This window comes from Nonomuraea sp. IBHARD001 (assembly GCF_056106265.1).
Window position 1 is genome coordinate 4,544,683 of the sequence record NZ_JBWBBW010000002.1, and the last position, 23,117, is coordinate 4,567,799.

19 protein-coding genes and 1 pseudogene are annotated in these 23,117 nt (G+C 68.1%); 12 read left to right on the plus strand and 8 right to left on the minus strand.

The window, feature by feature from the left end; translation table 11 throughout:
- Positions 1-376: 376 nt before the first annotated feature.
- A complete protein-coding gene (locus tag ACTWNK_RS22865) occupies positions 377-682 on the minus strand; it encodes a DUF1330 domain-containing protein (RefSeq protein WP_474306507.1) in 306 nt (101 codons plus the stop codon).
- A gap of 188 nt (positions 683-870) precedes the next feature.
- Here ACTWNK_RS22865 and ACTWNK_RS22870 point away from each other — a divergent pair, with 188 nt between their 5' ends.
- Both ACTWNK_RS22870 and ACTWNK_RS22875 read left to right on the plus strand, forming a co-directional pair.
- Positions 871-1,773: a LysR family transcriptional regulator gene (locus tag ACTWNK_RS22870; protein WP_474306508.1), complete on the plus strand. Its 903-nt coding sequence runs from the start codon at positions 871-873 to the stop codon at positions 1,771-1,773.
- A gap of 527 nt (positions 1,774-2,300) precedes the next feature.
- Positions 2,301-3,230 carry a tyrosine-type recombinase/integrase gene (locus ACTWNK_RS22875; RefSeq protein ID WP_474306509.1) on the plus strand — a complete coding sequence of 310 codons (930 nt, stop codon included), beginning with the start codon at positions 2,301-2,303 and terminating at the stop codon, positions 3,228-3,230.
- A 71-nt stretch (positions 3,231-3,301) separates the two neighbouring features.
- Here ACTWNK_RS22875 and ACTWNK_RS22880 read toward each other — a convergent pair.
- The 4 genes and pseudogenes from ACTWNK_RS22880 to ACTWNK_RS22895 form a co-directional block, all read right to left on the minus strand.
- Positions 3,302-4,054: pseudogene (locus ACTWNK_RS22880) on the minus strand (IS256 family transposase); the annotation flags it as partial.
- Between the two features lie 56 nt (positions 4,055-4,110).
- Positions 4,111-4,350: a hypothetical protein gene (locus tag ACTWNK_RS22885; protein WP_474306510.1), complete on the minus strand. Its 240-nt coding sequence runs from the start codon at positions 4,348-4,350 to the stop codon at positions 4,111-4,113.
- A 476-nt stretch (positions 4,351-4,826) separates the two neighbouring features.
- Entirely contained in the window at positions 4,827-5,558 is a 732-nt protein-coding gene (locus ACTWNK_RS22890) for a class I SAM-dependent methyltransferase (RefSeq protein WP_474306511.1), read from the minus strand.
- Positions 5,559-5,626: 68 nt separating this feature from the next.
- Positions 5,627-6,394 (minus strand): 2OG-Fe(II)-dependent halogenase WelO5 family protein, encoded by a 768-nt coding sequence (locus ACTWNK_RS22895; protein ID WP_474306512.1) that lies wholly within the window; start codon positions 6,392-6,394, stop codon positions 5,627-5,629.
- Between the two features lie 1,312 nt (positions 6,395-7,706).
- Here ACTWNK_RS22895 and ACTWNK_RS22900 point away from each other — a divergent pair.
- Positions 7,707-8,795: a hypothetical protein gene (locus tag ACTWNK_RS22900; RefSeq protein WP_474306513.1), complete on the plus strand. Its 1,089-nt coding sequence runs from the start codon at positions 7,707-7,709 to the stop codon at positions 8,793-8,795.
- Here ACTWNK_RS22900 and ACTWNK_RS22905 read toward each other — a convergent pair.
- Complete coding sequence (locus tag ACTWNK_RS22905) at positions 8,701-9,999, minus strand: hypothetical protein (RefSeq protein ID WP_474306514.1); 1,299 nt, start codon at positions 9,997-9,999, stop codon at positions 8,701-8,703. The two genes, ACTWNK_RS22900 and ACTWNK_RS22905, sit on opposite strands and share 95 nt — an antisense overlap.
- A gap of 1,260 nt (positions 10,000-11,259) precedes the next feature.
- Here ACTWNK_RS22905 and ACTWNK_RS22910 point away from each other — a divergent pair.
- Positions 11,260-11,466 carry a hypothetical protein gene (locus ACTWNK_RS22910; RefSeq protein WP_474306515.1) on the plus strand — a complete coding sequence of 69 codons (207 nt, stop codon included), beginning with the start codon at positions 11,260-11,262 and terminating at the stop codon, positions 11,464-11,466.
- Positions 11,467-11,815: 349 nt separating this feature from the next.
- Entirely contained in the window at positions 11,816-14,587 is a 2,772-nt protein-coding gene (locus tag ACTWNK_RS22915; protein WP_474306516.1) for a helix-turn-helix transcriptional regulator, read from the plus strand.
- Here the strand turns inward: ACTWNK_RS22915 and ACTWNK_RS22920 are convergent.
- On the minus strand, positions 14,535-15,107 hold the full coding sequence (locus ACTWNK_RS22920; RefSeq protein ID WP_474306517.1) for a ferritin-like domain-containing protein: 573 nt from the start codon (positions 15,105-15,107) through the stop codon (positions 14,535-14,537). The genes ACTWNK_RS22915 and ACTWNK_RS22920 overlap by 53 nt on opposite strands.
- A gap of 237 nt (positions 15,108-15,344) precedes the next feature.
- Between ACTWNK_RS22920 and ACTWNK_RS22925 the strand changes: the two genes are divergently transcribed.
- From ACTWNK_RS22925 to ACTWNK_RS22955, 7 genes are read left to right on the plus strand one after another with little or no spacing between them, the layout of a single operon-like run.
- Positions 15,345-15,650 (plus strand): putative quinol monooxygenase, encoded by a 306-nt coding sequence (locus ACTWNK_RS22925; RefSeq protein ID WP_474306518.1) that lies wholly within the window; start codon positions 15,345-15,347, stop codon positions 15,648-15,650.
- A gap of 34 nt (positions 15,651-15,684) precedes the next feature.
- Complete coding sequence (locus ACTWNK_RS22930) at positions 15,685-16,680, plus strand: alpha/beta hydrolase (protein WP_474306519.1); 996 nt, start codon at positions 15,685-15,687, stop codon at positions 16,678-16,680.
- Complete coding sequence (locus ACTWNK_RS22935) at positions 16,677-17,285, plus strand: class I SAM-dependent methyltransferase (protein WP_474306520.1); 609 nt, start codon at positions 16,677-16,679, stop codon at positions 17,283-17,285. The genes ACTWNK_RS22930 and ACTWNK_RS22935 overlap by 4 nt, the downstream gene beginning before the upstream one ends.
- A gap of 17 nt (positions 17,286-17,302) precedes the next feature.
- Positions 17,303-18,463 (plus strand): low temperature requirement protein A, encoded by a 1,161-nt coding sequence (locus tag ACTWNK_RS22940; RefSeq protein ID WP_474306521.1) that lies wholly within the window; start codon positions 17,303-17,305, stop codon positions 18,461-18,463.
- Positions 18,460-18,984, plus strand: a complete 525-nt coding sequence (locus ACTWNK_RS22945; protein ID WP_474306522.1) for a (2Fe-2S)-binding protein — start codon at positions 18,460-18,462, stop codon at positions 18,982-18,984. The genes ACTWNK_RS22940 and ACTWNK_RS22945 overlap by 4 nt, the downstream gene beginning before the upstream one ends.
- Complete coding sequence (locus ACTWNK_RS22950; RefSeq protein WP_474306523.1) at positions 18,981-19,970, plus strand: FAD binding domain-containing protein; 990 nt, start codon at positions 18,981-18,983, stop codon at positions 19,968-19,970. The genes ACTWNK_RS22945 and ACTWNK_RS22950 overlap by 4 nt, the downstream gene beginning before the upstream one ends.
- A gap of 12 nt (positions 19,971-19,982) precedes the next feature.
- On the plus strand, positions 19,983-22,061 hold the full coding sequence (locus ACTWNK_RS22955) for a xanthine dehydrogenase family protein molybdopterin-binding subunit (RefSeq protein ID WP_474306524.1): 2,079 nt from the start codon (positions 19,983-19,985) through the stop codon (positions 22,059-22,061).
- A gap of 1 nt (position 22,062) precedes the next feature.
- Here the strand turns inward: ACTWNK_RS22955 and ACTWNK_RS22960 are convergent, their stop codons facing one another.
- The gene (locus tag ACTWNK_RS22960; RefSeq protein WP_474306525.1) at positions 22,063-22,944 is read right to left on the minus strand and encodes an AraC family transcriptional regulator; all 882 of its coding nucleotides are present in this window, start codon (positions 22,942-22,944) and stop codon (positions 22,063-22,065) included.
- Positions 22,945-23,117: the final 173 nt, after the last annotated feature.

Below are 23,117 nucleotides of genomic sequence, written 5' to 3' on the forward strand. Positions count from 1 at the left end.
ACCCCTCGAAAGAGGTCTTGACCTGCGGTTCTTCAAGCTGTATATCAGTACTCTGAGTAGCCCCGACGGGGCACCCGGCAGATGGATGCAGGATGCGCCCCTGGTCATCGAAGCCTTGTGTTCGCTGGACCGATCTGGCGTGTGAGAAGCGGTTCGCTTCGGGCGAGGGTGAGTTTCGTCGACGAGGTCAGCGAGACAGTCCAGCTGCCCCGGACGTCGCGTCGCTTCTTCGATCCGCCCGACAGGGATCAGGCCGTCGAGGACGTCGACGACGAACTGGGACGCGGGGCATGGCTTCGAACTCGTCTCGTTAGTCGGCGTTCAGCATCGTGTGCGTATCAGGTGACGGATGCTCAGCGATGGCTGGGCCCGCCGGTCAGTCGATGCCTTCGATGATGCGGAAGTCGCGCTCGACGCCGTCGGGGAGGGCCACCAGCGCCTTCTGGTATGCCTCGCTCTCGTATGCCGCGACGGCCTGTTCAAAGCTGTCGAACTCGATCAGAACGACGCGTTGCGTGATTCCGGCCTCGTGGGCGACGACTCGACCGCCACGGGACGGGATCCGGGACAGGGTGTGCCCGCCCCCAGCCTGGACAGCCGGACCGGCCAGCTTGTCGTAGGCAGTCAGCCTCTCAGGGTCGGAAATGGCGGGGTAGACACTGACCCAGTAGCCCTTAGCCATGGAAACCTCCTGTGTTGGGCCGGACACGTCCGGCTTCGAATTGACACTCAGATCGATCGATCCCGGCGACGGGTACTGCGGTCAGTTGAATCGTCATATGCGCAGGTTAGGGCTTGATGTGCGGTCGAGGGAAAGACCGGTACGGGATAGACTCAGAACGGATCGTTATCAATCGGCAGGGAGGGCACGTGGCGCCGGATACGGTGAGCCTGCGGTACTTCCTGGTGCTGGCGCAGGAGTTGAACTTCACCCGCGCGGCGACACGGATCGGTATCGCACAGCCCGCACTCAGCGCCCGGATGCGCCGATTGGAGGCGGAACTCGGTACGGCCCTGCTGGTCCGCAACACGCGTAGCGTCGTATTGACCACGGCCGGTGCGGCTTTGGCGGAGTCCGCGCCGCCCGCGCTGGCGGCGCTGGACCGGGCATGGGACACCGCCCGGAGCGCGGCGGCCGGTGAACTGGGCACGCTGCGCATCGGATACAGCCTCAGCGCCGGGGCCGAGACGGCACCGGCCCTGGTGGACAGGCTGATTCGCGGCAACAGCGGACTCGAGGTCGGCGCGGTCCCGATGGCGACACCGGAGATCTCCCCCGCTGTCGCCGACGGCCGCATCGATGCCGGAATCACCCGCGGTGAACAGCCGGGCCGTGGCGTGCGTCGGTTCCTGCTGCGGCGTATGCGCGTCGGGGTCCAGCTGGCGCAGCATCATCCGCTGGCCGAACACCCGGAGATCGAGATCGCCGACGCGGCCGCGTATCCGCTGCGACTCCCGGACCGTGCGGCCAACCCCGTGATCCACGATCAGCTGTCCGCACTGTTCCGAGACACCCGACCACACCCTCGATTCCACACGCCCGCAGTCTCTTTCGACATGTCTCAGCGCGACCTGCGCGACGGGGTCACCCTCGCCCCGGCCGGAGAAGCCGCGGTCACGGCACAACCGGCCGGTCTCACCTGGCGACCGCTGCGGGGCGCGCCCAGCCTGACGATTCACCTGGTCCTCCCACGCGAGCAGTCGCCGCTTCACCGCCGCATCCGTGCCGTCGCCAAAACCCTGGCGCACGAGCTGCACTGGCTGTCGGACTGACGCGCAACGGGACGGACGCCTGCGGTGGCGAGGCCGAAGACCTTGCGCCCGGCGGACTTCGCGGTGATGACGACGGCGGTCTTGCTGAATGTCCGACACGACCTCGCTACGTCGGCGGATCAGCATCCGATGATGGCCCCGGGTCCGGTCCGAGTCGTACACCGCGGCGACGTCCTCGCCCAGCCCGAGATCTCGGCGGATACCGCGCCTTCGCCGACGCCGAACCGGACAAGCACGGGTAACCGGCGGGAACGCCCGCCGTCAACGGCGTCCATGACGTCGGTCAATGCTTAACGCCAACCACTGTTCCATTGCTCCCCGAGGCCGGCGTAAGGGTTGTGCTTCTTGATCATGCGAAGCATTCGCACCGCTGAAGACTCCATCACGATCTCCGCTCGGGATCGGGGTCGGCTTCGTGCTTCTGATATTACTCAATATCAGAAGCCATACACGGGGCCAGCTTCTGATATCGCGGCACTGGGCTACGCTTAGCCCAGCGAAATCACTTCTGATATTGCGAGGGCAATGTGGGGCGGCAACACCAAGCGGTACCCGAGGCGTTCACCACGATCCACGCCGCCTATGCCGCAGCACTCGAACGCGCCCCGCTGGATGGCGACACCCGACGCGCCTACGACTCCCGGGTGCGAACCTTCCTCGCCTGGCTCGACGCGAGCGGTCTGGACGGCGACCCTCTCACCGACGCCCACGACCGCGACTTCGCCGTCCGTGACTACAAGACCCACATGAAGACCGTCCTGCATCGGGCGTCGAACACCGTGAACGCCCACCTCACCGCGCTGGACCACTTCTTCTCTCAGCTCGGGCTCGGCCCCGCGATCGTCCGCCGCGACGACGCGCCCAAACTCGCGCCCCGCGCCCTGGACGCCCGCCAGCAGAAGCGGTACTTGCGCGCCGTCGAACGCCGCCCCCTCGCCCGCGACCGCGCGATCGGCCGGCTGCTGTTCTACTCCGGCGTCCGAATCGCCGAGCTCGTCGCCCTGGATGACAACGACGTCCCGCTCTCGGCCCGCAAGGGCAAGGTCATCGTCCGCTCTGGCAAGGGTGAGACCTCCCGCGAGATCCCGCTGCTGGACGGCACCGCCCGCGCCTCGGTCACCGAGTGGCGCACCGAGCGCGCGTCCTGGCCCGGCGCGGCCGACAACCCCGCCCTGCTCCTCAACCGCCGCGGCGGACGCCTGTCGGCCCGGGCCGTCGACCAGCTCGTCGACGAACTCGCCACCGACGCCGACATCCTCGACGACGCCGGCGCCCTCGCCCTATCCGCCCATATCCTCCGGCACACCCTCGCCACCAACCTGCTGCGCGCGGGCGTCGACATCGTCGTCGTCGCCGAACTACTCGGCCACGCCCGCCTCGACACCACCCGCCGGTACACCCTGCCCACCCACGCCGACCTCGAAGACGCCGTCGGACGCCTCCCCACCGATCAATAGGGCACCGCTGATCTGGGCGAACTCAAACGGGTGTACCTGGTTGCACGACTCTTACCGATACCCCAGCTTCAGTGGGTGCGGCAGCGTTGCCAGGACGCGCCTGGCAGGCAGGCGCCGACGGCGTCGACGAGCCCGGCGTGGGCGTCGGAGACGACCGGCTGCACACCGGACAGGCCACGGGCCACCAGGCTGCGCAGGAACGCCGGCCAGCCGGCGCCGTCCTCACGTGAGGCGATCTCCAGGCCGAGGGTCTCGCGCTGGCCGCCTGCGTTGACCGCGGTGGCGACCAGGACATGCATGTTGATGATCCGGCCGCCCTCGCGCACCTTCTGGGTCAGGGCGTCCAGCCGGAGAAAGGTGTAGGGGCCGCTGTCCAGAGCACGGGTGCGGAAGGCCTCCACCTGGATGTCGAGAGTCTTTGTCATCGTCGAGACCTGGCTTTTGGAGATGCCGGTGATGCCGAGTTGCTCGACCAGCCGATCGACGCGGCGGGTGGAGGCCCCGAGCAGGTAGCTGGTGGCCACGACGCTGATCAGGGCTTGTTCGGCGCGCCGACGGCGTTTCCAGCAGCCAGTCGGGGAAATAGGAGCCCGAGCGCAGTTTTGGGATGGCCAGTTCGATGGTGCCGGCGCGGGTGTCCCACTCGCGGGCACGGTAGCCGTTGCGGAGTTGGTGCGCTCGTCGCTGCGCTGTCCGTAGCCGACGCCGCAGCGGGTGTCGGCTACGGACATGGTCTTCACCATGGATCGCAACAGATCCGGATCCTGGGTCTGGATCTGCTGCGCCAGCCAGGCTGCTGGGTCCACACTGTCGTGCACGGGCATCGTTTCGATCTCCTTCTGGTTCGCACTTGAAGGAGCACGCGACGGCCGTTCTCATTTCACGGCTGCCATGCTTGTGACCAGGTCAAACTCGTACACCACTTCCGTGGACGCAACCGAGCGAAGGCAGCAGCCTCGGTCTCGTGCACGTGGATCTCGCCGAGTGCGATCCGGCTCATCTCCTCCTGTCCCGCACGGCCATCGATGATGGCTGGGATCAGTGTGTTGGCTCGCAGATGTCCCTCCGGGTCACCGGCCACCCGGTCCAACAGACGCTGAACTTCGGTCAGAGAGGTCATGCCCACGGTCCCTGCGTCTCGGACTCAACCCAGCCCGGCTGCCGAAGCCTCCGCGGATGCTTGGGCAGCCGGGCTCGATAACCTGCCACAACTCGTCGCCGCCGCGAGCTCCGCACTCCATCGACCGCGATGGCGAGCAGATCCCCAGCCGCTGCGGCGAGGCCATCGCCGCAGCGGCCGCCGTCACCACGTCATCGACCGCCACATGGTCAACAAGCGACAGATGCGCTGGTCACCACACGGCGCCTATCCTCTGTGGGTTCGCACCCACGTCCTCAGCGATGACGTGGCCGACGGCGCCTCGACCACTCCGATCGCGCCGAACGTCCGGCCTGATACCTTCCACGGTTTCTCCCGGACTCCGTGCGCTCGACCTCTACGAGGTCGGGGGGGGCGCCGGCCGTTTGCTAGGGGGCAGGCGGCGGGTCCGTGGAGTCTCCTCGGCCGGATTCCGATAAACGCAGCACGGCACTGGTCTATTTTGTGCAGTGCAACCCGATGGTCAGGCAGTTCTCGCGGAAATCACGCCAGTAATCCGTACCGTGGCGGTCGAGATCCTCGGGTGAAACCTCTGTTGGCTGCCATGAGAACGTCTTGAATCCAGCCTGTTCCATGGCCCATTCGTAGGTGTCCTTGCTCCACCTGAAATAGTTGAATCTTGCCGGCGGCGTCGCCAGGAACAGGGCCTCGCAATCGCGACCGTCTTCCGCGGGTCCGTCGGACAGGACTTCTACTCCGTATCTCGCGAAGTTCCCTGATTTCAGAGAATAGTCGGGGTTGACGGTCTGTGCGATCAGGCGGCCACCCGGCACCAGATGGTGATGCGCCACCTTGAACATGGCCAGAAGATCGTCCCTGCTCCTCGCGTAGTTGAAAAGGAAGACCGCGGTGACGACGTCGAATTCGCCGACATCCAGGATCTCGGTGCAGTCGCCGACGATGTATTCGAGGCCGCTCCCCTCGTCTTCCTCTGTGAGACGGGCCAGGCGGATCATTTCCGGCGAAATATCCACCCCGATCACCCTGTTCGCGTTTCGTTGCTTGATTTGCCTCGTGTAGTGCCCCTGGCCGCAGGCAAGGTCCAGAACGTCCTTGCCGTCGAGGCGGCCTGCGCTCCGGAAGATCGTGTAGCTGTCGGCACGCCGGTGCGTGGAAATGGCCGCGTACTTGCCGTACTCATCTCCGATGGTGTCGTATTGAACGCTCATCGTCTGCTCTCCCTCACGGGTCGCATCATGCGACCACATCGAATCGACGGGCGGGGTGCGTGAACGCTTCAGTGGTACATCTGCAGCGGGCCGTCCTGAGTTTGGAGGACGAGGAAGAATGAGATGGTGCTTCTCAGTCCCTCGACTCTGTTGACGGCGTGCGTGAAGCGCGAGTTGATGAGGATCATCTCGCCCGGCCTCGGGCTGAGTATCAGATCGGGCTGGCACGACGCCTTGTCCTCGACACTGCACTCGCAGACTTCCGGATGGGCAGGCTGGTCCGGCTGAGAGTTCCACACCAGCAGCTCACCGCCGCTGTCGCCGACCGACAGGTAGACATTCCCTGACATTTGAGCATAAGGAAGCTCAAATGATGCGTGGCTGTACCAGTCACAGCGGTCGACGTGGGGGGCGAGTTCGGAGCCGTCGACGATAGTTCTCGCGAGACACGGCCGCATCGGCCTTCCCGACGGGTGCCGAAGCGTCGTCAGTCCGGCAGGCCACGATTCGTCGAGGGTGGCGCGAACGACGTCAATCGGCAGTGGCGACGGCGCGAAAACGTCACGCAGACTTTCCATGACGCGGTTCGCGTTTGAGAAGTAGTAGTCCTCGCGTTCCGGATTGACCGCCTCGAAATAGCTGAGACCGATTGTTTCCATGTGCGAGAAGTTACGGTACGTGCTCTTGTCTCCGAGTGTCTGAAGCTTCCGAGCGACGCGCCCCGCTTCATCGGGGTCCAATACTCCCGACACGCGGACGGCCGCAACCTCGCCAGCCGCGACAGCGGGTATGTACTTGGCCAGGCCGTGATCGAATGTGCATTCCTCGACGATCATTGCTGCTTTCACCTCGATTTGTCCTGTGGGTGTGCCGTGCGCTTGCCCGTCTAGTTGACATTTCGATGGCAAGAGAATTGGGTTGCATGCAAGAAAGGAGTCCACAATTGGGTCGAGACCCAACGTGGTGTCGCCTCTCTTGCAGCTTGGAGTCGTAGCCGGAATCGCCGCGTGCAGGGCAAGGGAATGCCGTCGCACATATCGGAGCAAGATCCGGGCGCTGATTTCCGAATCTATTCCAACGAAGTCCGGGGGCGGTGGCCGAAGACCTCGGCAACCGCTCCAGGTGCGATAGGGCGGACTCGAACCCGCGGGGAGGAGCCATGCCCTCACTGTGTGACGGCGGCGGTATCCGTGCCAAGCATTGGCCGCCGCGACCGTGTCGCCTTTGCCGCCGTGTCACGCTTACCGGCCTATTTGACAGGTGCGGCCTAAGAGATGGTTGACAGACAAGTAGCGTGACTTGCTTGTCGGCCGCGGGGATTCTTGTCGGTTCGACCTGAACCGCCCCGGCTTCGGTGGAGGCTTGATCTCTTGAGAGGAGCAAGCCCCTGCCCCGCCGAGGTACAGCCGGACCATCTGACCGACTGGGCACAGAAACAACGCGGAGACGCTGCGTACCTCGAGACCGGAAGAGACCGCGGGATGGGTCAGGCCGGCAGGCTGGCGCTTGATCTGAGGTGGGTATCAGCGGGATGAGGTCGCAGCAGATGATCCGGGCAAGGGTGCGGGCGATGGAGCTGTCGGCGCGGTGGCGCCGGGCCTTGGTGCCGAGGTCTTCGGTGGTGAACCAGGAGACGGATCAGCACAAAGGACTCCGGGAGTCGACGGCAGTTCGCGAAAATGGTGTCACGTTTGGTCGCATGTCCCCCTTAAAGGCCTTAGGAGAACGATCTCGACACGCGTTGGCGAATGTGTCATAACAGGACATATCAATGCGCCCGTGGTTGAGGCCTGTGTGAGAGGCGGGCCGGAAAGCGATGCGATGAGTCGGCAGGCCGTACTGAATCGTTTTCTCATTGAATTGCTCGACGAAGCCGCATGGAGCGGGGAGGCGCTGGCCCGAGCCGTCAACAGGGTGGCTGCGGAGTCGGGTCCGGCGCTCCGGCTGGACCGCAGGGCCGTGTCGATGTGGGTCGCGGGACGGCGGCCACGCCCTCCGATTCCCGCTTTGGTGGCCGAGGCACTGAGTCGGCGCCTCGGGCGTCATGTGACGGTGGCTGATACCGGCCTGACTCCTCGGACTCGCTCCAGGAGCGGTAGCACGAACATGGCTCTGGGCGGGGAACGGGTCGATGGTGGACTGCCCGATGTGTTCGAGGAACTGCAGCAGCTGGAGGATGAAGGGCGCAGCCGACTCATGACCGGCGGCGTCTACAGGCTGGCTTTGCTGGAGCTCCCAACCTGGGACGAAGTATGTGACACCCGCTCGCCGCACACGTCGTGGGAAGGGGCGCAGCGACTGACAGCGGAGCAGATCGGTGCGGCCGAGAAGCTGGCGGCCGTCTTCACCGACACCGATCTGATCTTCGGCGGCGGCCACTCCCGGACCGCCCTCGCAGGCTACCTGGCCCACGTCGTGGCCCCCGGCCTGCGCGGAACGGGTGGCGCCGGTCTGCAGACGCGCATGCGCTCGGTCGCCACCACGTTGGCTTACCGGTGCGCTTTCATGTGCTTCGACGATCAGGCGCACGACCTCGCCCAGCACTACTACAGGATCGCGCTGACCTTGGCCGCCGAGACCCGCAGCGAAGCCGACTACGCGGTCGTCCTGCGGGGCATGTCGGTCCAGGCTCGCGCTCTCGGGCACCATGGGCATGCCGCACACCTCGCCGAGGCGTCCGCTTCGGTCGGACAGCGCAAGGTGCCGCAACTACGGCAGGGGTTTCTCGTCGGTCAGGTGGCGGTGGCGAAGGCCGCCACCGGCGCCCGCGCCGAAGCGCTCTCTGCGTTGCGGCTCGCCGAGCGCTGTGTCGAGCGTGCCACGTCACAGGCACCGGGAGAGGCACGCCCCGGAGCGCTGATAGGCGACTACAACAGCGCTGCCCTCGCTCACCAGGAAGCCGCCGTCCTTGCGATACTCGGAGATCGGCAGGGGGCGATCGCCGCGTTGCGCACATCGATCCGGCTACGCGCGCCACGCGATCGACGGGCTCGTACCCTGCTACTCGCCCGGCTGGCCGAACTCCAACTGGGACTTGGCCATCTTGAGGCGGCGGTCGACACCTGGAACGCCTTCGCCGATGAGTACCCGCACCTGTGTTCGGGGCGTGTCACCGCTGCGGCGAGGGCCATGAGGTCGCAGCTCAATCCCTTCGGTAACCACCCGGCCGCTCAAACCCTGCTGGCCCGGACCCGGGATCCGCGACCCGTCCTGCGGCTTCCCTGCTCGCCCGAGTGACAGCTCCGACGGTGCCCACCTCGTCGGCCGGCCAAGTGGGGCGGGTGAACTGGGTCCGCAGACGTGCTGACAGCGGGCCGAGTCCCGACAGTGCCCGCGTGACCTCCGCCAGGAGAGACGGGCGGGCGGATCGGGCGACAGCCAGCCCGACCGTGGTCACATTCGCCAGATTGGCGCGTGCCAGGTCCTCGCGCCGGGTGACGCGGTGCACGAGCGCGTCCGGCCCGCAGGCGCGCACCACGGTTTCGGTGTCGTCGTCATCGCCCGCACCGCACAGGACCAGGGTCAGCTCACTGGCAGCCGCAGTCGCGAAGATGCTGTGCGCACGATCACTTGCCGCCTCGCAGAGGACGTTGAAGTGATGTCCGCGTAGCTGAGGAAATCGAGCCCGTAGTGCGGTCACGACCTGTAGCGCGTCATCCGCCGGAACGGCGGGGTTCACCACGAAGGACACCTGTTGTGGATCGATCGTACTGCTCAGCTTCTCGACGTCGGCTGGAGACGCGATGGCGACCGAGTCCGGGCCGGCGTGTCCTGCGAGAGTCGGTGCGGCGGCGCTGCCAGGGCGCCCGATGATCACCACGGTTCTCCGCTGGGCGGCGTACGACATCGCATCCATCTGCGCCTCGCCCAGCAAGGGGCAGGTCCCGTCAACGATCTCCAGCCCTCGGGCGACGGCCTCCGCTCGCACGGACAGAGGTGTGCCGTGCGCGGGGAAGAGCAGCCGCGCCCCGTCGGGCACCGTGTCCAGGTCTGCTGTCACCTGCAGGCCCGATTCCTCGAGAGTGGCCAGCTCGTCCGGCGAGAGCACGGGTCGGCCTATCACCCACGCCGGGTTCGCGGTCGAGACCTGTTGTGCGGCCATGCCGAGAAAACGTCGGCTGCCCCAGCACGATGCAGGCACATCCGCGACCAGAAGTCGGCGACTACGCAGGGCGTCGGTCCATCGCATCAGCGCGCGGCGAGCCAGTTCCAGGCCTGCCGAGTCTTGTGCGTGAGCGGCCACCCCGAGTCCGCCCACCCTGCCCTCGCGGTCCACCCACGATGAGCTGAACAGAATGCCGTTGTTCTCCGAGTACCTGCTGCCGGTGAGAATGGGACCGGCCTCGACCGCTATGCCCGATTCACAGAGCTCTGTGGTCAGCAGAGCCTCAGCACGGCATTCCACCATTCCGCGCTCGGGGTCCATGAATGTCGACGCCACGGCCAGTCGTCCAGCACGAGGCCCGACGACTGAGGAGCTTTTGGTACGAAGCACGCTTCTCATCGCACTGCCCTCTCCTTCGAATACGCAGAACTGCAGATGGGGATATCCATACGGTTCACCGATTGGCTGGTACCTCCTCGGCTGTATGTCGGCCGGATGGCGACCTGCCCCGGCCTCGCGCTTCGGGCCGGGCTGTCATTGGTCCTCGGCTTGGTTACGGAGCCGGAGTCACAGTCAGGCGAGTGTGCCAACGAGACTGTGTCGAAGGCTTCGCGTACGTAGGATCGCCGCATTGCGTCAGACAGCCGAGCCTCGGCTCCGATACCGTCCCTCATTCTCTCCCCTGGTTTCCCTCGCCGACAGTTAACTTCGGATGGGCGCCCGCGATAGTTGCCGTCAAACGCGCATTTGCCTGAGACCATTCGCCGACGGGAAATGAAATGTCGCGTTTAGGCGTTTTCTTGGTGCGGATCATGAGTCGGTTCGAGAGAAGCTCCTGCGGAAAGAGGCCCTGGTGCGCGGTGATCTGACGGATGACGATTGTGGGTTTATCAAGCCGCTTCTGCCCTACAGTGGGACAATTCGGGCCGTTAATCGATCGAGACACCGCCGACGCCACCAACTGCGAGCAGCGGGGGTCATGTCCACGGACGTGGTGTATGAATCAGCCTGCGTGTGTGACCCCCATGCTGTTCGGCGCGGCGTGGAAGGTGCTCGATCTTGTGATGGACTCCATCCTCGGCTCCGGTGCAGTTTCTCTCACCATCGAGGCCAAATGTCGCAATGCCGGGACGGGAAACGGCCCACAGCGCCAGCCGCCGTTCAGGGGTGAGGCGGAGGTGTGGCGACGATTCATGCGCTTGTACGCCAATACACCGAGAGCGAGTTCGTCACGGCTGAGGGCCTGCACCCCTGGTGCGCCCTGCTGTCGCTGGCGGCTGGACCCGCTCGCGCGGGCAGCCGCTGTCCCCGCCGGCTCGCAGGCAGCCGCCCGGCTGCCGCACCAGCACCGAGGTTCCCTCACCGCAGCGGGCGAAGGCGAGACAGGAACATGAGCGCGGACCAACCGACCGGCGAGGATCTCACCCTGGTGCCCGCCGTGGTGATACCGCCCGGCGGCAACCCACGCCACCATGGGCTGGGGCGCAGCCGGGGCAGATCTCCCAGCGTACGGCGAGCCCGGCGCGCAGATGCCGCGGCCGTGGCCGGCATACCTCCACGCTGAAGTCCTGCTACGGCTACGCCGCCCGCCGTCGGATGATCGGCCACGGCCCGTCGACGTGCGTGGAACGCCCTGAGATCAGCAAGGTCGGCGCCACCCCCGCGCTCGCGCTGGGCGAGGGCGCCGCCCTGCTGCGCGGCGCGCAGCTGATCGCCGGCCGCTACCCGGCCGACGCCGCCCATCGCGGAGCGCGCGATGAATGCGGCGGTGTGCGCGATGGCCACCCCGACCGGCGCCCGTAGCTATCTCGGGCCTGTAGAGGCCTGGTCAGCAGGGCTGTCGTGTCCCCCTGCGGGTTGTGCCGCAGGGGCGCGGTCATGCTCTCGTTCATGGGCGCATACCTGGTCCGGCGATGATGATCATCGGGTGACCGAGAACACGTTCGGGCGTTCGGTGCCCTCGATCGCGGGCTGCGGTTTGTGTGATTGTCGCTGTTTGTTGCCCGATCCTGCTCTTTCGCCTGGCCAGTGCCCGCAGGCCCTGCCATGTGTGTGGCGTCGTGGATATGCTCACGACGCCTCACGCCACAGCCGCTCTGGTGCGGTCGGTCGCGTCGGGCGGGTTGGACCTGGCCGATGCTGTGGGGTGCCTGTGGGCGGCGGTGACCTTTTCGGACGTCGTGCCGAGCTCGACCAGCTCGCCGGGTTCCTCGACAGTGCCAGGCGGCGCGGCGACGTGCGGTTGCTCTGGGGCGAGCCGGGGGTGGGCAAATCCGCCCTCATGGCCGCTGCTGCGGAGCTCGCCGTCACGGCGGGCATGCGCGTGCTGCGGGCGTCAGGGTCGGAGTTCGAGGCGGAGGTCGGCTACTCCTGCCTCAACCAGTTGCTCCTACCGCTCAACGACGACGTCGGACGTCTCCCGCCCGGTCTGCGGGAGGCTCTGTCGGTGGCGCTCGGATTCGGAGTGGGGGCGCCGACGGATGCGCTGCTGGTGTGCAACGCGACGCTCCTGCTCGTCAAGGCGGTGGCAGCCGACACTCCGCTCGTGCTGCTGGTGGATGATGTGCATTGGATCGATCGGGCCAGCGCCGTCGTCCTGGGCTTCGTCGCCCGCCGCCTGGCCGATACTCGGGCTGGGCTGCTGGTGTCGGCCCGAACGGGCTCGTCGAGCTTCCTGGACCCACGGGGGCTGACCGAGATGACAGTCCGGCCGCTGGGGCAGGCCGCTTCCGGGCAGCTGGTCGACGCCGCTTTCCCGGAGATGCCGCCGCGCGTGCGGCGGCGGCTGCTGGATTTGGCCCAAGGCAATCCGCTTGCGCTGACCGAGCTGCCGTCCACGTTGCTGGGTGCCGCACACCACCCGATGCCCCACCTTGAGGTGGTTCCGCTCAGTGACCGGCTTCAGGCGATGTTCGCCACGCGGATGGCTGATCTGCCGGAGCGGACCCGGTTGCTGCTCTTGCTGGCCACGTTCGAGGGCAGTGGCGACATCACGGTGATCAGGGCGGCTGCGGGGTCCGGGGACGGCCTGGCCGACCTGGCCCCGGCCGAGCGGGCTCAGCTGGTGCGTGTGGACGACGCCACGGCGCGGATCGCGTTCAGGCATCCGTTGATCCGGTCGGCTGTTGTCGCGATGTCGACCCACGAGGAACGACGGGGTGCGCATCTTGCTCTGGCCGGGGCGCTGGATGACGATCAGGAACGACGGGTGTGGCACCTCGCCACAGCCGCTACCGGCCCGGACGAGGCGGTGGCTCAGCTGCTGGAGGAGTGCGCGCACCGCGTCATGCTCCGCGGGGACGCCTTCGCCGCGCTCGCGGCTCTGATCCGCGCCGCCGAACTCAGTTCGACCAGTGCGAGCCGTGGTCGGCGGCTCGCCGAGGCCGCCTACATCGGTGCCGAGGCCGGGGGTGCCGCAACGGACGCCCGCTCGCTTCTGTCGGACGCACGTCGCTCGGATCCCGGTTCGGCGGGGTCCCTGCCGGCCGCCAACGCGGCCGCGTTCCTGATGCTCAACGGGGACGGCGATGTGAACATCGCGCACCGCCTCCTGGTGGGTGCCATCGAGACCGGTGACCACGGCTTCCTCGCCGACAATCCCGCCCTGATCGAAGCCATGCACACCCTGCTGTTGTTGTGCTGGTACAGCAACGATCCGGCGTACTGGGAGCCGTTCTACCGGGCGCTGGGCAGGCTGAAGCCGGCGCCGCCCGACCTGCTCGCCCTGGTGAGCAGGACATTTCCCGACCCGGTACGCACCGGGGCTTCGGCCCTGGCGGAGATCGACGAGATCTTGCGCACTCTCGCCGAGGAGGAGGATCCCACGCGCATCATGCGGATCGGGACGGCCTCGGTCTATCTGGACCGGTTGCCGGATTGCCGCGAATCCTCATGGCGCCTGGTTCAGCAAGGGCGGGCGGGCGGAGCCCCTCGCCGTCATCTTGGCGCTCTGATGCACCTGTGCCTGGACGACTACCTCGTCGGCAGGTGGAGCGAGGCCGAGGAACTCGCGCTGGAGGGGAGTCGGGTCTGCGACTCCAGCGGTTTCTCCTTCTTCGAGTGGTACTTCCTCTACAACCGTGCACTCATCGCCGCAGGCCGGGGTCGTTTCGACGAGGCGTACGCATTGGCCGGCGAGATCACGCACTGGGCGCTGCCGCGCGGGGTGTCGGCGGCGGCGTTGTTCGCGCACCATCCACGCTGCCTGGCCGCGCTGGGCCGGGGTGACTACGACGAGGCCTTCAGGCATGCCGCCGCGATGAGCCCACCCGGTGTTCTGGCCTCGCATGCCCCCCACTGCACCTGGGTCATGTTCGACCTGGTCGAGGCTGCGATGCGTGTCGGACGAACGGCCGAGGCACGAGCGCATGTGGAGGCCATGCGGGCTGCCGGCGTGGCTGCGTTGTCGAGCAGGATGGCGCTGCTGCAGGCGGGTGCGGAAGCTCTCGTTCTCGACGGCGACGGCGCGACGGCGCGGCTGGAGGCTGTCTTGGCCAGTCCTGCGAGCGAGCGGTGGTTGTTCGACACCTCGCGCGTACGGCTCGCGCTCGGCGAGAAGCTGCGCCGCGACCGATCGACGTCGCAGGCCCGTCGGCACCTCTTCCTGGCCTGCGACGGGTTCGCCGCCATGGGTGCCGAACCGTGGCTGGCGCGTACCCGCAAGGAGCTGGGTGCGGCTGGTTTGCGGCAGGTCGACGAGCCGTCGGGTGGTCCGGCCACCTTGACCGCGCAGGAGGCTCAGATCGCGCACCTGGCAGCCGGCGGCCTGAGCAACAAGCAGATCGCCGAACGCCTCTACCTGTCGCACCGGACGGTCGGCGCGCATCTGTACCGGATCTTTCCCAAACTGGGAGTCACCTCTCGTGCGGGGCTCAGGGACGCGTTGTCGTCGTATCCCGACGAGCGGCAGCCACCTGGGCGCTGAAAGCGTCAGCGTGGTTCTCCTTCTCCTCCAGCAGCCGTTGCAGCAGTCGCCGGGTGGTCGGATCTTTGTCGTTCACCCAGCGGACGGCCTCCTGCAGGGTCTGCACGAGGATTCGCGTCGTGACGAGGTCCTGCGTGGTGAGGCCGGCGAGGTCCCCGTCGGGGAAAGCCTTGAAGGTGACGCGTGAGCGGGTGCTCAGGTGCTGCGGGTCGTGGTCGGCGGCGAACCCGAGCTGCAAGATGCGTGCCGCGAGCAGTCTGACCCCCGCACGGTCCTGGTCGGCGCAGGCATGGAGGAACTCGCGGACGGGCCGATGGGATGGCGCACGGACGAGGCCGGCGTGTTGCTCGTGCTGCAATGAGGACACGATCAGACTCGCCAGCAGCACGTTGAGCAGCCGCGCGGTGGCCGTCGGCTCGGCACGGTTCGACGGGGTCACCGGCCCGTCCTCCAGATCGAACAGGGCGCGGTCGCGGACCTGGCGATTGGACAGCTGCTCTGGATTCGGAAGCCTTGTCACGTCCTCGATGGTGAGCCATGCGGTCGCGCCGAGGCATCTGTCAAATGACCTAACCAGCGTGGCCCGGTGGGTTTCGGGCCAGCGGTTTCCGAAGGCGCGACTCCACTCGTGAGGAGGTCGATCGCCTTCGGCCGGGTCGTGAACTCGGAGTCGAATGACTGATGTGGGGCCTGCTGCCCGGCGCGGACAGTTGAGCGTGAGACAAGCCAACCGTCCACCACAGTGAGGAGGTCGTCCATGTCGGTCGGCCATGGATTTCACGCGACGATGACGGCCAGGCCGGGGCGCGGCGACGAGCTGGTGCAGCTTCTGCTCGACGCGCCGTCGCTGGCGAACAAGGACTGCCAGGTGTTTCTGGTCAGCCGATCCTGCGGCAACGGGGACGTTGTGCACGTCACGGAGGGGTGGGTCAGCCGGGAGGCGCACGGGAGGTTCTTCGCCACCCAGCAGGCGCAGTCCCTGGTGGCCCGCCTTCAGCCGCTGCTCGCCGGCGAACCCGTGTACGCCGACGCGGTGCCGGTCGGCGGCAAAGCCGCCTTCTGAACCTGAACCTGAACCTGAACCAGAGGAGCTCAGCATGCCATCGGCCAGACCCGACCTCGATCCCGAGCTGCGCAGACTGCTCGCGGACATGCCCCTGGTGTCCCGGTTGGACCCGGAACTGCTCGCCCGGATGCGCCGGCTGTCCACGACGGCGGTGCAACCACACCTCAAGGACGGCGCGATCGATCGGCGCGAGGTCATGGTGGCTGGCGGGGACGGCTCCCAGATTCCCCTGTCGATCTTCACCCCCGCTCGGCCGTCCGCGGCGGCGCCATGTGTCTACTGGATCCACGGCGGCGGAATGATCATGGGCGATCGGTTCTCGAACATCGACATCCCCCTGGAATGGCTCGAACTGTTCGGTGCCGTCGTGGCCACCGTGGAGTATCGGCTCGCGCCGGAGGCGACCGGCTCGACCTTGGTCGAAGACTGCTACCAGGGCCTGACCTGGATCGCTGAGCACGCCGACGAGCTGGGTGTCGACCCGGGGCGAATCGTCGTCGCAGGGGCCAGTGCCGGTGGCGGCCTGGCTGCCGGGCTCGCCCTTCTTGCTCGCGACCGCGGCTGTCCCGACATTGCCGCGCAGGTTCTGATCTGTCCCATGCTCGACCATCGCAACATCACCGTCTCCAGCCACCAGTTCTCCGGCGACCCCGGTGTCTGGACCGGCGAGATGAACGCGTTCGGCTGGCGATCGGTTCTCGGCTCTTTGCATGAGCAGGCTGTGCCCTCCTATGTCGCACCCGCGATCGCGGACGACCTGTCCGGGCTGCCGAGCGCCTACGTCGACGTCGGGAGCGCGGAGGTCTTCCGCGATGAGGCCGTCACCTACGCCACCCGGATCTGGGCGGCCGGCGGGCAGGCGGAGCTGCACGTCTGGGCGGGCGGCTGCCACGGCTTCGACGCGCTCTACCCCCATGCCCGTATCTCCGCCGGCGCCCGCCGTACCCGCAGCGACTGGCTTGCTCGCCTCCTGGCCTCGGCCTCCCCTGGCAACGCTCCCCTGCGGGTGCGAGAGGCCGGTCGATGAGCACCGGTGAGCGCGCCGCGTTCCTGCATGAGTTCCTCCGATCCCCGTTCACCGTCGGCGCCGTGGCACCGAGCGGTGAACCGCTGACCGACGTGATCACCTTGCCCGTCCCGCGCGGTGGGGATCCGCTCGTCGCCGAGCTCGGTCCCGGCACCGGCGCGTTCACCGGTGCCCTCCAGCGGCGGCTGGCCGGCCGCGGGCACCATCTGGCCGTGGAGGTCAACCCGCGATTGGCCGGCCTGCTCGCCGCACGCTTCCCGCAGGTCGATGTCGCGGTGGCGGACGCGCGTCACCTGCGCCGGGAGCTGGTCGAGCGCGGCCTCGGGCGGCCGGACGTGATCGTGAGCGGGCTGCCGTGGGCGGCCTTCGCGCCGCTCCTGCAGGACGACCTCCTGGATGCCGTCACCGGCGTCCTGGCTCCGCACGGTGTGTTCACCACGTTCGCGTACTCCTGCACGCGGTGGACCCCGCAGGCTCGCCAACTGCGCCGGTCCCTCGTCGAGCGGTTCGACGAGGTCGTGGTCAGCCGCACGGTGTGGGCCAACGTGCCGCCGGCGTTCGTCTACTTCTGCCGCAGGCCCCGCGTCCCGGCGCCGGTCGCTTGATCTGAAGGGGTGTGGTCATGGGGGTGAAGCGTGGGCGCGCCACCGTCCGCTCCACCGATGAGAACCATCGTGCGACGCCGTTCGAGTTGTTCTTCGATCTGGTCTACGTTTTCGCGATAACGCAGCTCAACGGCTACATGGCCGAGCAGCACAGCGCTTATGGCGTCCTTCGGGGGCTGCTGGTGCTGGCCCTGCTGTGGGGTACGTGGTCCGGCTACACCTGGCTGGGCAACCACTCGCGGGCCGACCAGGGGCTGCCGAGAGCGGGGATGGTCGTCGCGATGACGGCGATGTTCGTGGTCGGCCTGACCATTCCCGAGGCCTGGCACGACGAGCCGGGCGGCCTGAACGGTCCTTTGGTGCTGGTGTGCGCCGTCCTGCTGGTCCGCTGGGTGCACCTGGCGGTCTTCGCGGTGGCCGCGATCGGTGACAGCGGCCTTCGACGGCAGATCACGCTCACTTGGCCGGCCATGGTGACGAGCGCAGTCTTGCTGGTGTCGGGGGCGTTGCTCGGGGGCTGGGCGCAGGTGCTGGTGTTCTGCCTCGCCCTGCTGGTGGACTGGGTCGGCATCTACTTCACCGCCAGGCACGGGCAGTGGCGGCTGCACAGCCCGGCCCACCTGAGCGAGCGTCATGGCCTGTTCGTCATCCTGGCCATCGGTGAGTCCTTCCTGGCGATCGGCGTCGGGGCCGCCGACCGGCCCATGAGCGGGGCACTGCTGCTGGCCGCCGTACTCGGCGCCGCGGTCGCGGTGTGTCTGTGGTGGCTGTACTTCGAGGAGGTGGCCGTCGCGGCCGAGCGGCGGCTCGGCCAGACCCGGCGTGAGGCGAGGCTGGCTCTGGCCGTGGAGGCCTACACCTACGCGCACCTGCCGCTCATCGCCGGCATCCTGCTCACCGCCCTCGGAGTGGAGGGCGTGCTCGCCCACGCCGAAGACGGCCGGCCGCTGGGCGCCTTCTCCGCCCTCGCTCTCTTCGGCGGCTTCGCGTTGTATCTGCTCGGCCACCTGTTGTTCGAACGGCGCATGCACCACACGCTGCGCCGCACCCGGCTGTGGGCGGCAGGCACGATCCTGCTCGCCGTACCGCTCGCCGTGCATGTGCCCCCGCCGGCCGCTCTGGCGGGGCTGGTGGCCATCGTGATCACTTTGATCGTTCTCGAGAACGGAAGGTCATGAGCGACGACTCCTACAGCGCGATCTCGCTGCGCGTCAACGGCACGACACACCGGCTGCGCCTCGACAATCGCCGGACCCTGCTCGACGCGTTGCGCGAGGACACCGGCCACACCGGTTCGAAGAAGGGCTGCGACCACGGTCAGTGCGGCGCCTGCACGGTGCTGCTGGACGGCAGGAGGGTGTTGTCCTGCTTGACGCTCGCGGTCGCCGCCGAAGGCGCCGAGGTCACCACCGTCGAGGGGCTCGCCGTCGAGGGCGAGCTGCGGCCGATCCAGGAGGCTTTCGTGCGCCTGGACGGGTTCCAGTGCGGCTACTGCACCTCCGGGCAGCTCTGCTCGGCCGTCGGGATGCTGGCCGAGCACGCGGCGGACTGGCCCAGCGCCGTCACCGCTGACCTGTGCCCCTCCGGCCCGCCCCCGGCGTTGGACGAGGCCGAGGTGCGCGAGCGGATGAGCGGCAACCTGTGCCGCTGCGGCGCCTACCCGTCGATCGTGCGCGCGATCTTGGAGGAGACCGGATGAAGGAGTTCGCCTACCGCCGCCCCTCGCACATCGGCGAGGCGCTCAGGCTGGCCGCCGACGGCGACGACGTCCGCTATCTCGCCGGCGGCACGAATCTCGTCGACCTGATGAAATCCGGGGTCGAGTCGCCCTCCCGGCTGGTGGACATCCGCTTCCTCCCCCTGGGGAGCATCCGGGCGCTGCCCGGCGGCGGGATGGAGATCGGCGCGACGACGACCAACAGCGACCTCGCCGCCCATCCCGAGGTGCGGCGCCGGTATCCGGCGCTGAGCCGGGCGGTGCTGGCGGGCGCGTCAGGCCAGCTGCGCAACATGGCCACGGTCGCGGGCAACCTGATGCAGCGCACCCGGTGCCCCTTCTTCGCGGACCGCTCGCAGCCATGCAACAAACGTACGCCTGGCAGTGGTTGCGCGGCGATCGACGGTGCGCACCACAACCACGCCGTCCTCGGCCGCTCCTCGCACTGCGCGGCGACCAACCCGTCGGACATGGCGGTCGCGCTGACCGCCTTCGACGCGGTGGTGCACTACGAAAGCCTTGACGGCGCCGGGGTGATCCCACTGGAGGATTTCTACCTGCCCGTCGGTGATACGCCGCATCGGGAGACGGCGTTGCCGCCCGGAGCCCTGATCACCGCGGTGCGGCTACCGCAGTCCGCCCTCTCGCCCCACTCTCGATACCGCAAGATACGTGAGCGCGCCTCCTACGCGTTCGCGACCGTGTCCCTCGCCGCGGACCTGAGCCTCCGCGACGGACTGATCATCGGCTCGCGGCTCGCTCTCGGCGGGGTGGCCTCGCGCCCCTGGCGGGCCAGGACCGCCGAGCACATGCTGCTGGGCGGCCCTGCCACCACCGACCGCTTCCGGGCGGCGGCCGAAGCCGAACTGGCCGCCGCCGAGCCGTTGCCCGGCAACGCCTACAAGGTGACGCTGGCGCGCAATCTCATCGTGGCCGTCCTGGCCGATCTGGCCGCTTCGCCGTACTGAAGGAGATCACTCGTGAACGATGACGCCTTGAGCCCGAAAGCCGTCGGAATCGCGCGACCTCGCGTCGAGGGGCGAGCCAAGGTCAGCGGCGCAGCCCGCTACGCCGCCGACGAAGTGGTGCCCGGCCTGGCCTTCGGCGCAGTTGTCCTGTCCACCATCAGCCGCGGGCGGGTCCTCGGCATCGACGCGGCGGCCGTCGGTGCGATGCCCGGCGTGCTGGGCGTGATCGACCACACGAACGCGCCCCGGCTCAACCCCGGCGCGGGGCACTTCTTCGGGCCGGACGCAGGATTGCAGCTGCTGCAAGATGACACGGTTCCGCACGCGGGCCGTCCCGTCGCACTCGTGGTGGGAGAGACCTTGGAGCAGGCTCGCGCCGCCGCGCAGGCACTGCCGGTGGTCTATGACGTGCACCCCCACGACACGGAGTTCTCCCTCGGCCATCCTGCAGGGCGCCCGGCTGCGGCCCTGTTCGACGGACCGGTGGCGGTCGGCGACGTCGAGGCCGAGCTGGCGGCCTCGGCGGTGGTGGTCGAGGAGAGCTACCACACACCCGAGGAGCACTGCAGCGCCATGGAGCCCCACTCGGCGACCGCCTGGTGGCAGGAGGATCGCCTGCAGGCCATCGACTCCGACCAGGGGCCGTACCAGATCGCGGCCACCCTGGCCGCCCTGTTTCACCTGCCAGCGGAACGGGTGCGCATCCGCGTCGAGCACGTCGGCGGCGGGTTCGGCTCCAAGGGCATGTGCGGGCCGCAGCTGATCCTGGCCGCGATGGGCGCCACGCTGTTCGGGCGGCCCGTGCGCGTCACGCTCACGCGCGAGCAGGTGTTTCTGGCCACCGCGCAGAGGCCGGCCACCGAGCAGGTGATCCGGATCGGAGCCGACGCGGATGGGCGCCTGCGGGCGATCGACCATGAGGCCGCGTTCGAGCTGTCCCCGCTCGCGCAGTACATCGAAGGCTGCACCGAGCTCACCAAGACGCTGTACGCGGCTTCGGCGATCCGCACCCGGCTCACGGCGGTTCCGCTCGACATCCTGCCGCCGTACTCCATGCGTGCGCCCGGCGCGGCGCCCGGCTCCTTCGCGCTCGAATCGGCCATGGACGAGCTCGCCGAGCGCCTGAGGATGGATCCGCTCGAACTCAGGCTGCGCAACGAGCCCGTCGTCGGTCCCGTGTCCGGGCTGCCGTTCAGCAGCCGCCATCTGGTGAGGTGCCTGCGCGAAGGCGCTCACCGGTTCGGCTGGGCAGGCCGCGACCATCGGCCACGGGTACGCCGCGAAGGATCCCTGCTCATCGGCACCGGCCTGGCGGCCACCTCCTTCAGCGCCGGGGCCTTCCCCTCGACCGCGTCCATCACGGCCGAGCCGGACGAGACCTTCACCGTGCTCATCGCCGCCACCGACCTGGGCACAGGTGCCCGCACCGCCCTGACCGCGATCGCAGCCGACGCGCTGGAGGTGGACGTGGCCAGGATCCGGCTTCAGATCTCCGACAGCGACCTCGGCCCCGCGTGGAGCGCGGGCGGCTCGCGCGGGACCGCGTCATGGGCATGGGCGATCACCGAGGCGGCGGCCAAGATGCGCGGCCCGGACCACCCCACCACGGTCACGGTCGACACCGCGCGCCTGCTCGGCGAGCTGCCGTCCAAAGAGCGCCACGCCTACAGCGCCGTCTTCGCCGAGGTCACCGCCGACCCGCAGACCGGAGAAGTGCGGGTACGGCGGCTTCTCGGCATGTTCGCCGTCGGCCGGGTGATCAACCCGCTCATGGCCCGCAGCCAGGTCATCGGAGCAATGATCGGCGGCCTGTCCATGGCGCTGCACGAGGAAGGCGTCCGCGACCCGGTCTCGGGACGACACGTCAACCCCGACTTCGCCGGCTACCACATCGCCGCCCACGCCGACGTTCCCGACGTCGAAGCCGAATTCGTGCCCGACCACGAACCCGGCCTGCCCTTGGGTGTCAAAGGCGTCGGCGAGATCGGGAACGTCGGCACCGCAGCCGCGATCGCCAATGCGCTGTGGCACGCGACCGGGGTACGACAGCGGCGGCTGCCCATCCGCCTCGACCGCGTCCTGCGGCAGTGACTCAGCTTGTGGCGCGCAGGCGCAGGGCGTCCTGACTGGGGGACGCGCCGAACTGACGGCGGTACTCGCGGCTGAACTGCGACGCGCTGTCGTAGCCCACACGGCGGCCGACGGCCGCGATGTCGGCCGGAGCCGCCGCGAGGTGAAGGCGTGCCTGCTGGAGCCGGATCTGCTTCTGGAACTGGATCGGGCTCATCGCGGTGACAGCGTGAAAGCTCCGGTGGAAAGCGGAAACGCTCATCCCCGCGAGCTTGGCCACTTCCTCGACCCGGAAGGGCTGGGCATGGTGGTCACGGATCCACTGAACAGCGCGCGCGATGTGACTGAGGCTGCTGTCGGGCAGGCCGAACTGGCGGATGGCCGCCCCTTGGTCACCGGTGATGAGCCGCCAGAGGATCTCCCGTTTGACGAGGGGCGCGAGCACGGCGATGTCGCGGGGGCGGTCGAGCAGGCGGACCAGGCGCACAACCGCGTCGAGCAACTCGGGCGAAGCGGTGCTGACGGCCAGGCCCGCCGGCGCGTCGTCACCGAGCTGCGGCAGGTCGCCGGACGCCGCCTGCAACGCTACTTCGGCGACGGCTGCCGGACGCAGGATCATCCCGACCCCGAGCCCCGGAAGTTCCGGGCTGGCCCGGGCGAAATGGGCGGTCACCGGCAGATCCACCGAGGCAACGAGGTACTGGCCCTCCCGGTACTCGTAGAGCGTGTCGCCCAACGCGAACCGCTTCACTCCCTGGGCGACCACAGCCAGCACCTTGCCGTAGGTGGTCGGCGTCGGCGGCTGGGGGTGCACAGCCTTGAATATCAGCACGTCCTCGATGGAAGTCCCCAGGTCGGGCCGGGCGTGACGGTTGAGAAGATCGCGTAACTCATCGAGAACCATGATCCCGATTCAAGCAGCGCACCCGAACGACGACAATCGGCCCACTGCCCAGCTCGACGTGCCCCTATGGCACCCGATGGCGGTCTAGGAGCACGTTTCGACCAGGTGCTCGGCGTACTCAACGACGTCAGGGTCAACCGTGATGGTGATCCTGACCTTACGACCCCCGCTCG

Bases quoted from the DNA above. Each gene is read 5' to 3' on its own strand.
- ACTWNK_RS22895 (WP_474306512.1), bottom strand. From the start codon at position 6,394: ATGATCGTCGAGGAATGCACATTCGATCACGGCCTGGCCAAGTACATA.
- ACTWNK_RS22910 (WP_474306515.1), top strand. From the start codon at position 11,260: ATGATCGGCCACGGCCCGTCGACGTGCGTGGAACGCCCTGAGATCAGC.
- ACTWNK_RS22925 (WP_474306518.1), top strand. From the start codon at position 15,345: ATGTCGGTCGGCCATGGATTTCACGCGACGATGACGGCCAGGCCGGGG.
- ACTWNK_RS22960 (WP_474306525.1), bottom strand. From the start codon at position 22,944: ATGGTTCTCGATGAGTTACGCGATCTTCTCAACCGTCACGCCCGGCCC.
- ACTWNK_RS22940 (WP_474306521.1), top strand. From the start codon at position 17,303: ATGGGGGTGAAGCGTGGGCGCGCCACCGTCCGCTCCACCGATGAGAAC.
- ACTWNK_RS22865 (WP_474306507.1), bottom strand. From the start codon at position 682: ATGGCTAAGGGCTACTGGGTCAGTGTCTACCCCGCCATTTCCGACCCT.
- ACTWNK_RS22890 (WP_474306511.1), bottom strand. From the start codon at position 5,558: ATGAGCGTTCAATACGACACCATCGGAGATGAGTACGGCAAGTACGCG.
- ACTWNK_RS22885 (WP_474306510.1), bottom strand. From the start codon at position 4,350: ATGACCTCTCTGACCGAAGTTCAGCGTCTGTTGGACCGGGTGGCCGGT.
- ACTWNK_RS22950 (WP_474306523.1), top strand. From the start codon at position 18,981: ATGAAGGAGTTCGCCTACCGCCGCCCCTCGCACATCGGCGAGGCGCTC.
- ACTWNK_RS22930 (WP_474306519.1), top strand. From the start codon at position 15,685: ATGCCATCGGCCAGACCCGACCTCGATCCCGAGCTGCGCAGACTGCTC.
- ACTWNK_RS22945 (WP_474306522.1), top strand. From the start codon at position 18,460: ATGAGCGACGACTCCTACAGCGCGATCTCGCTGCGCGTCAACGGCACG.
- ACTWNK_RS22935 (WP_474306520.1), top strand. From the start codon at position 16,677: ATGAGCACCGGTGAGCGCGCCGCGTTCCTGCATGAGTTCCTCCGATCC.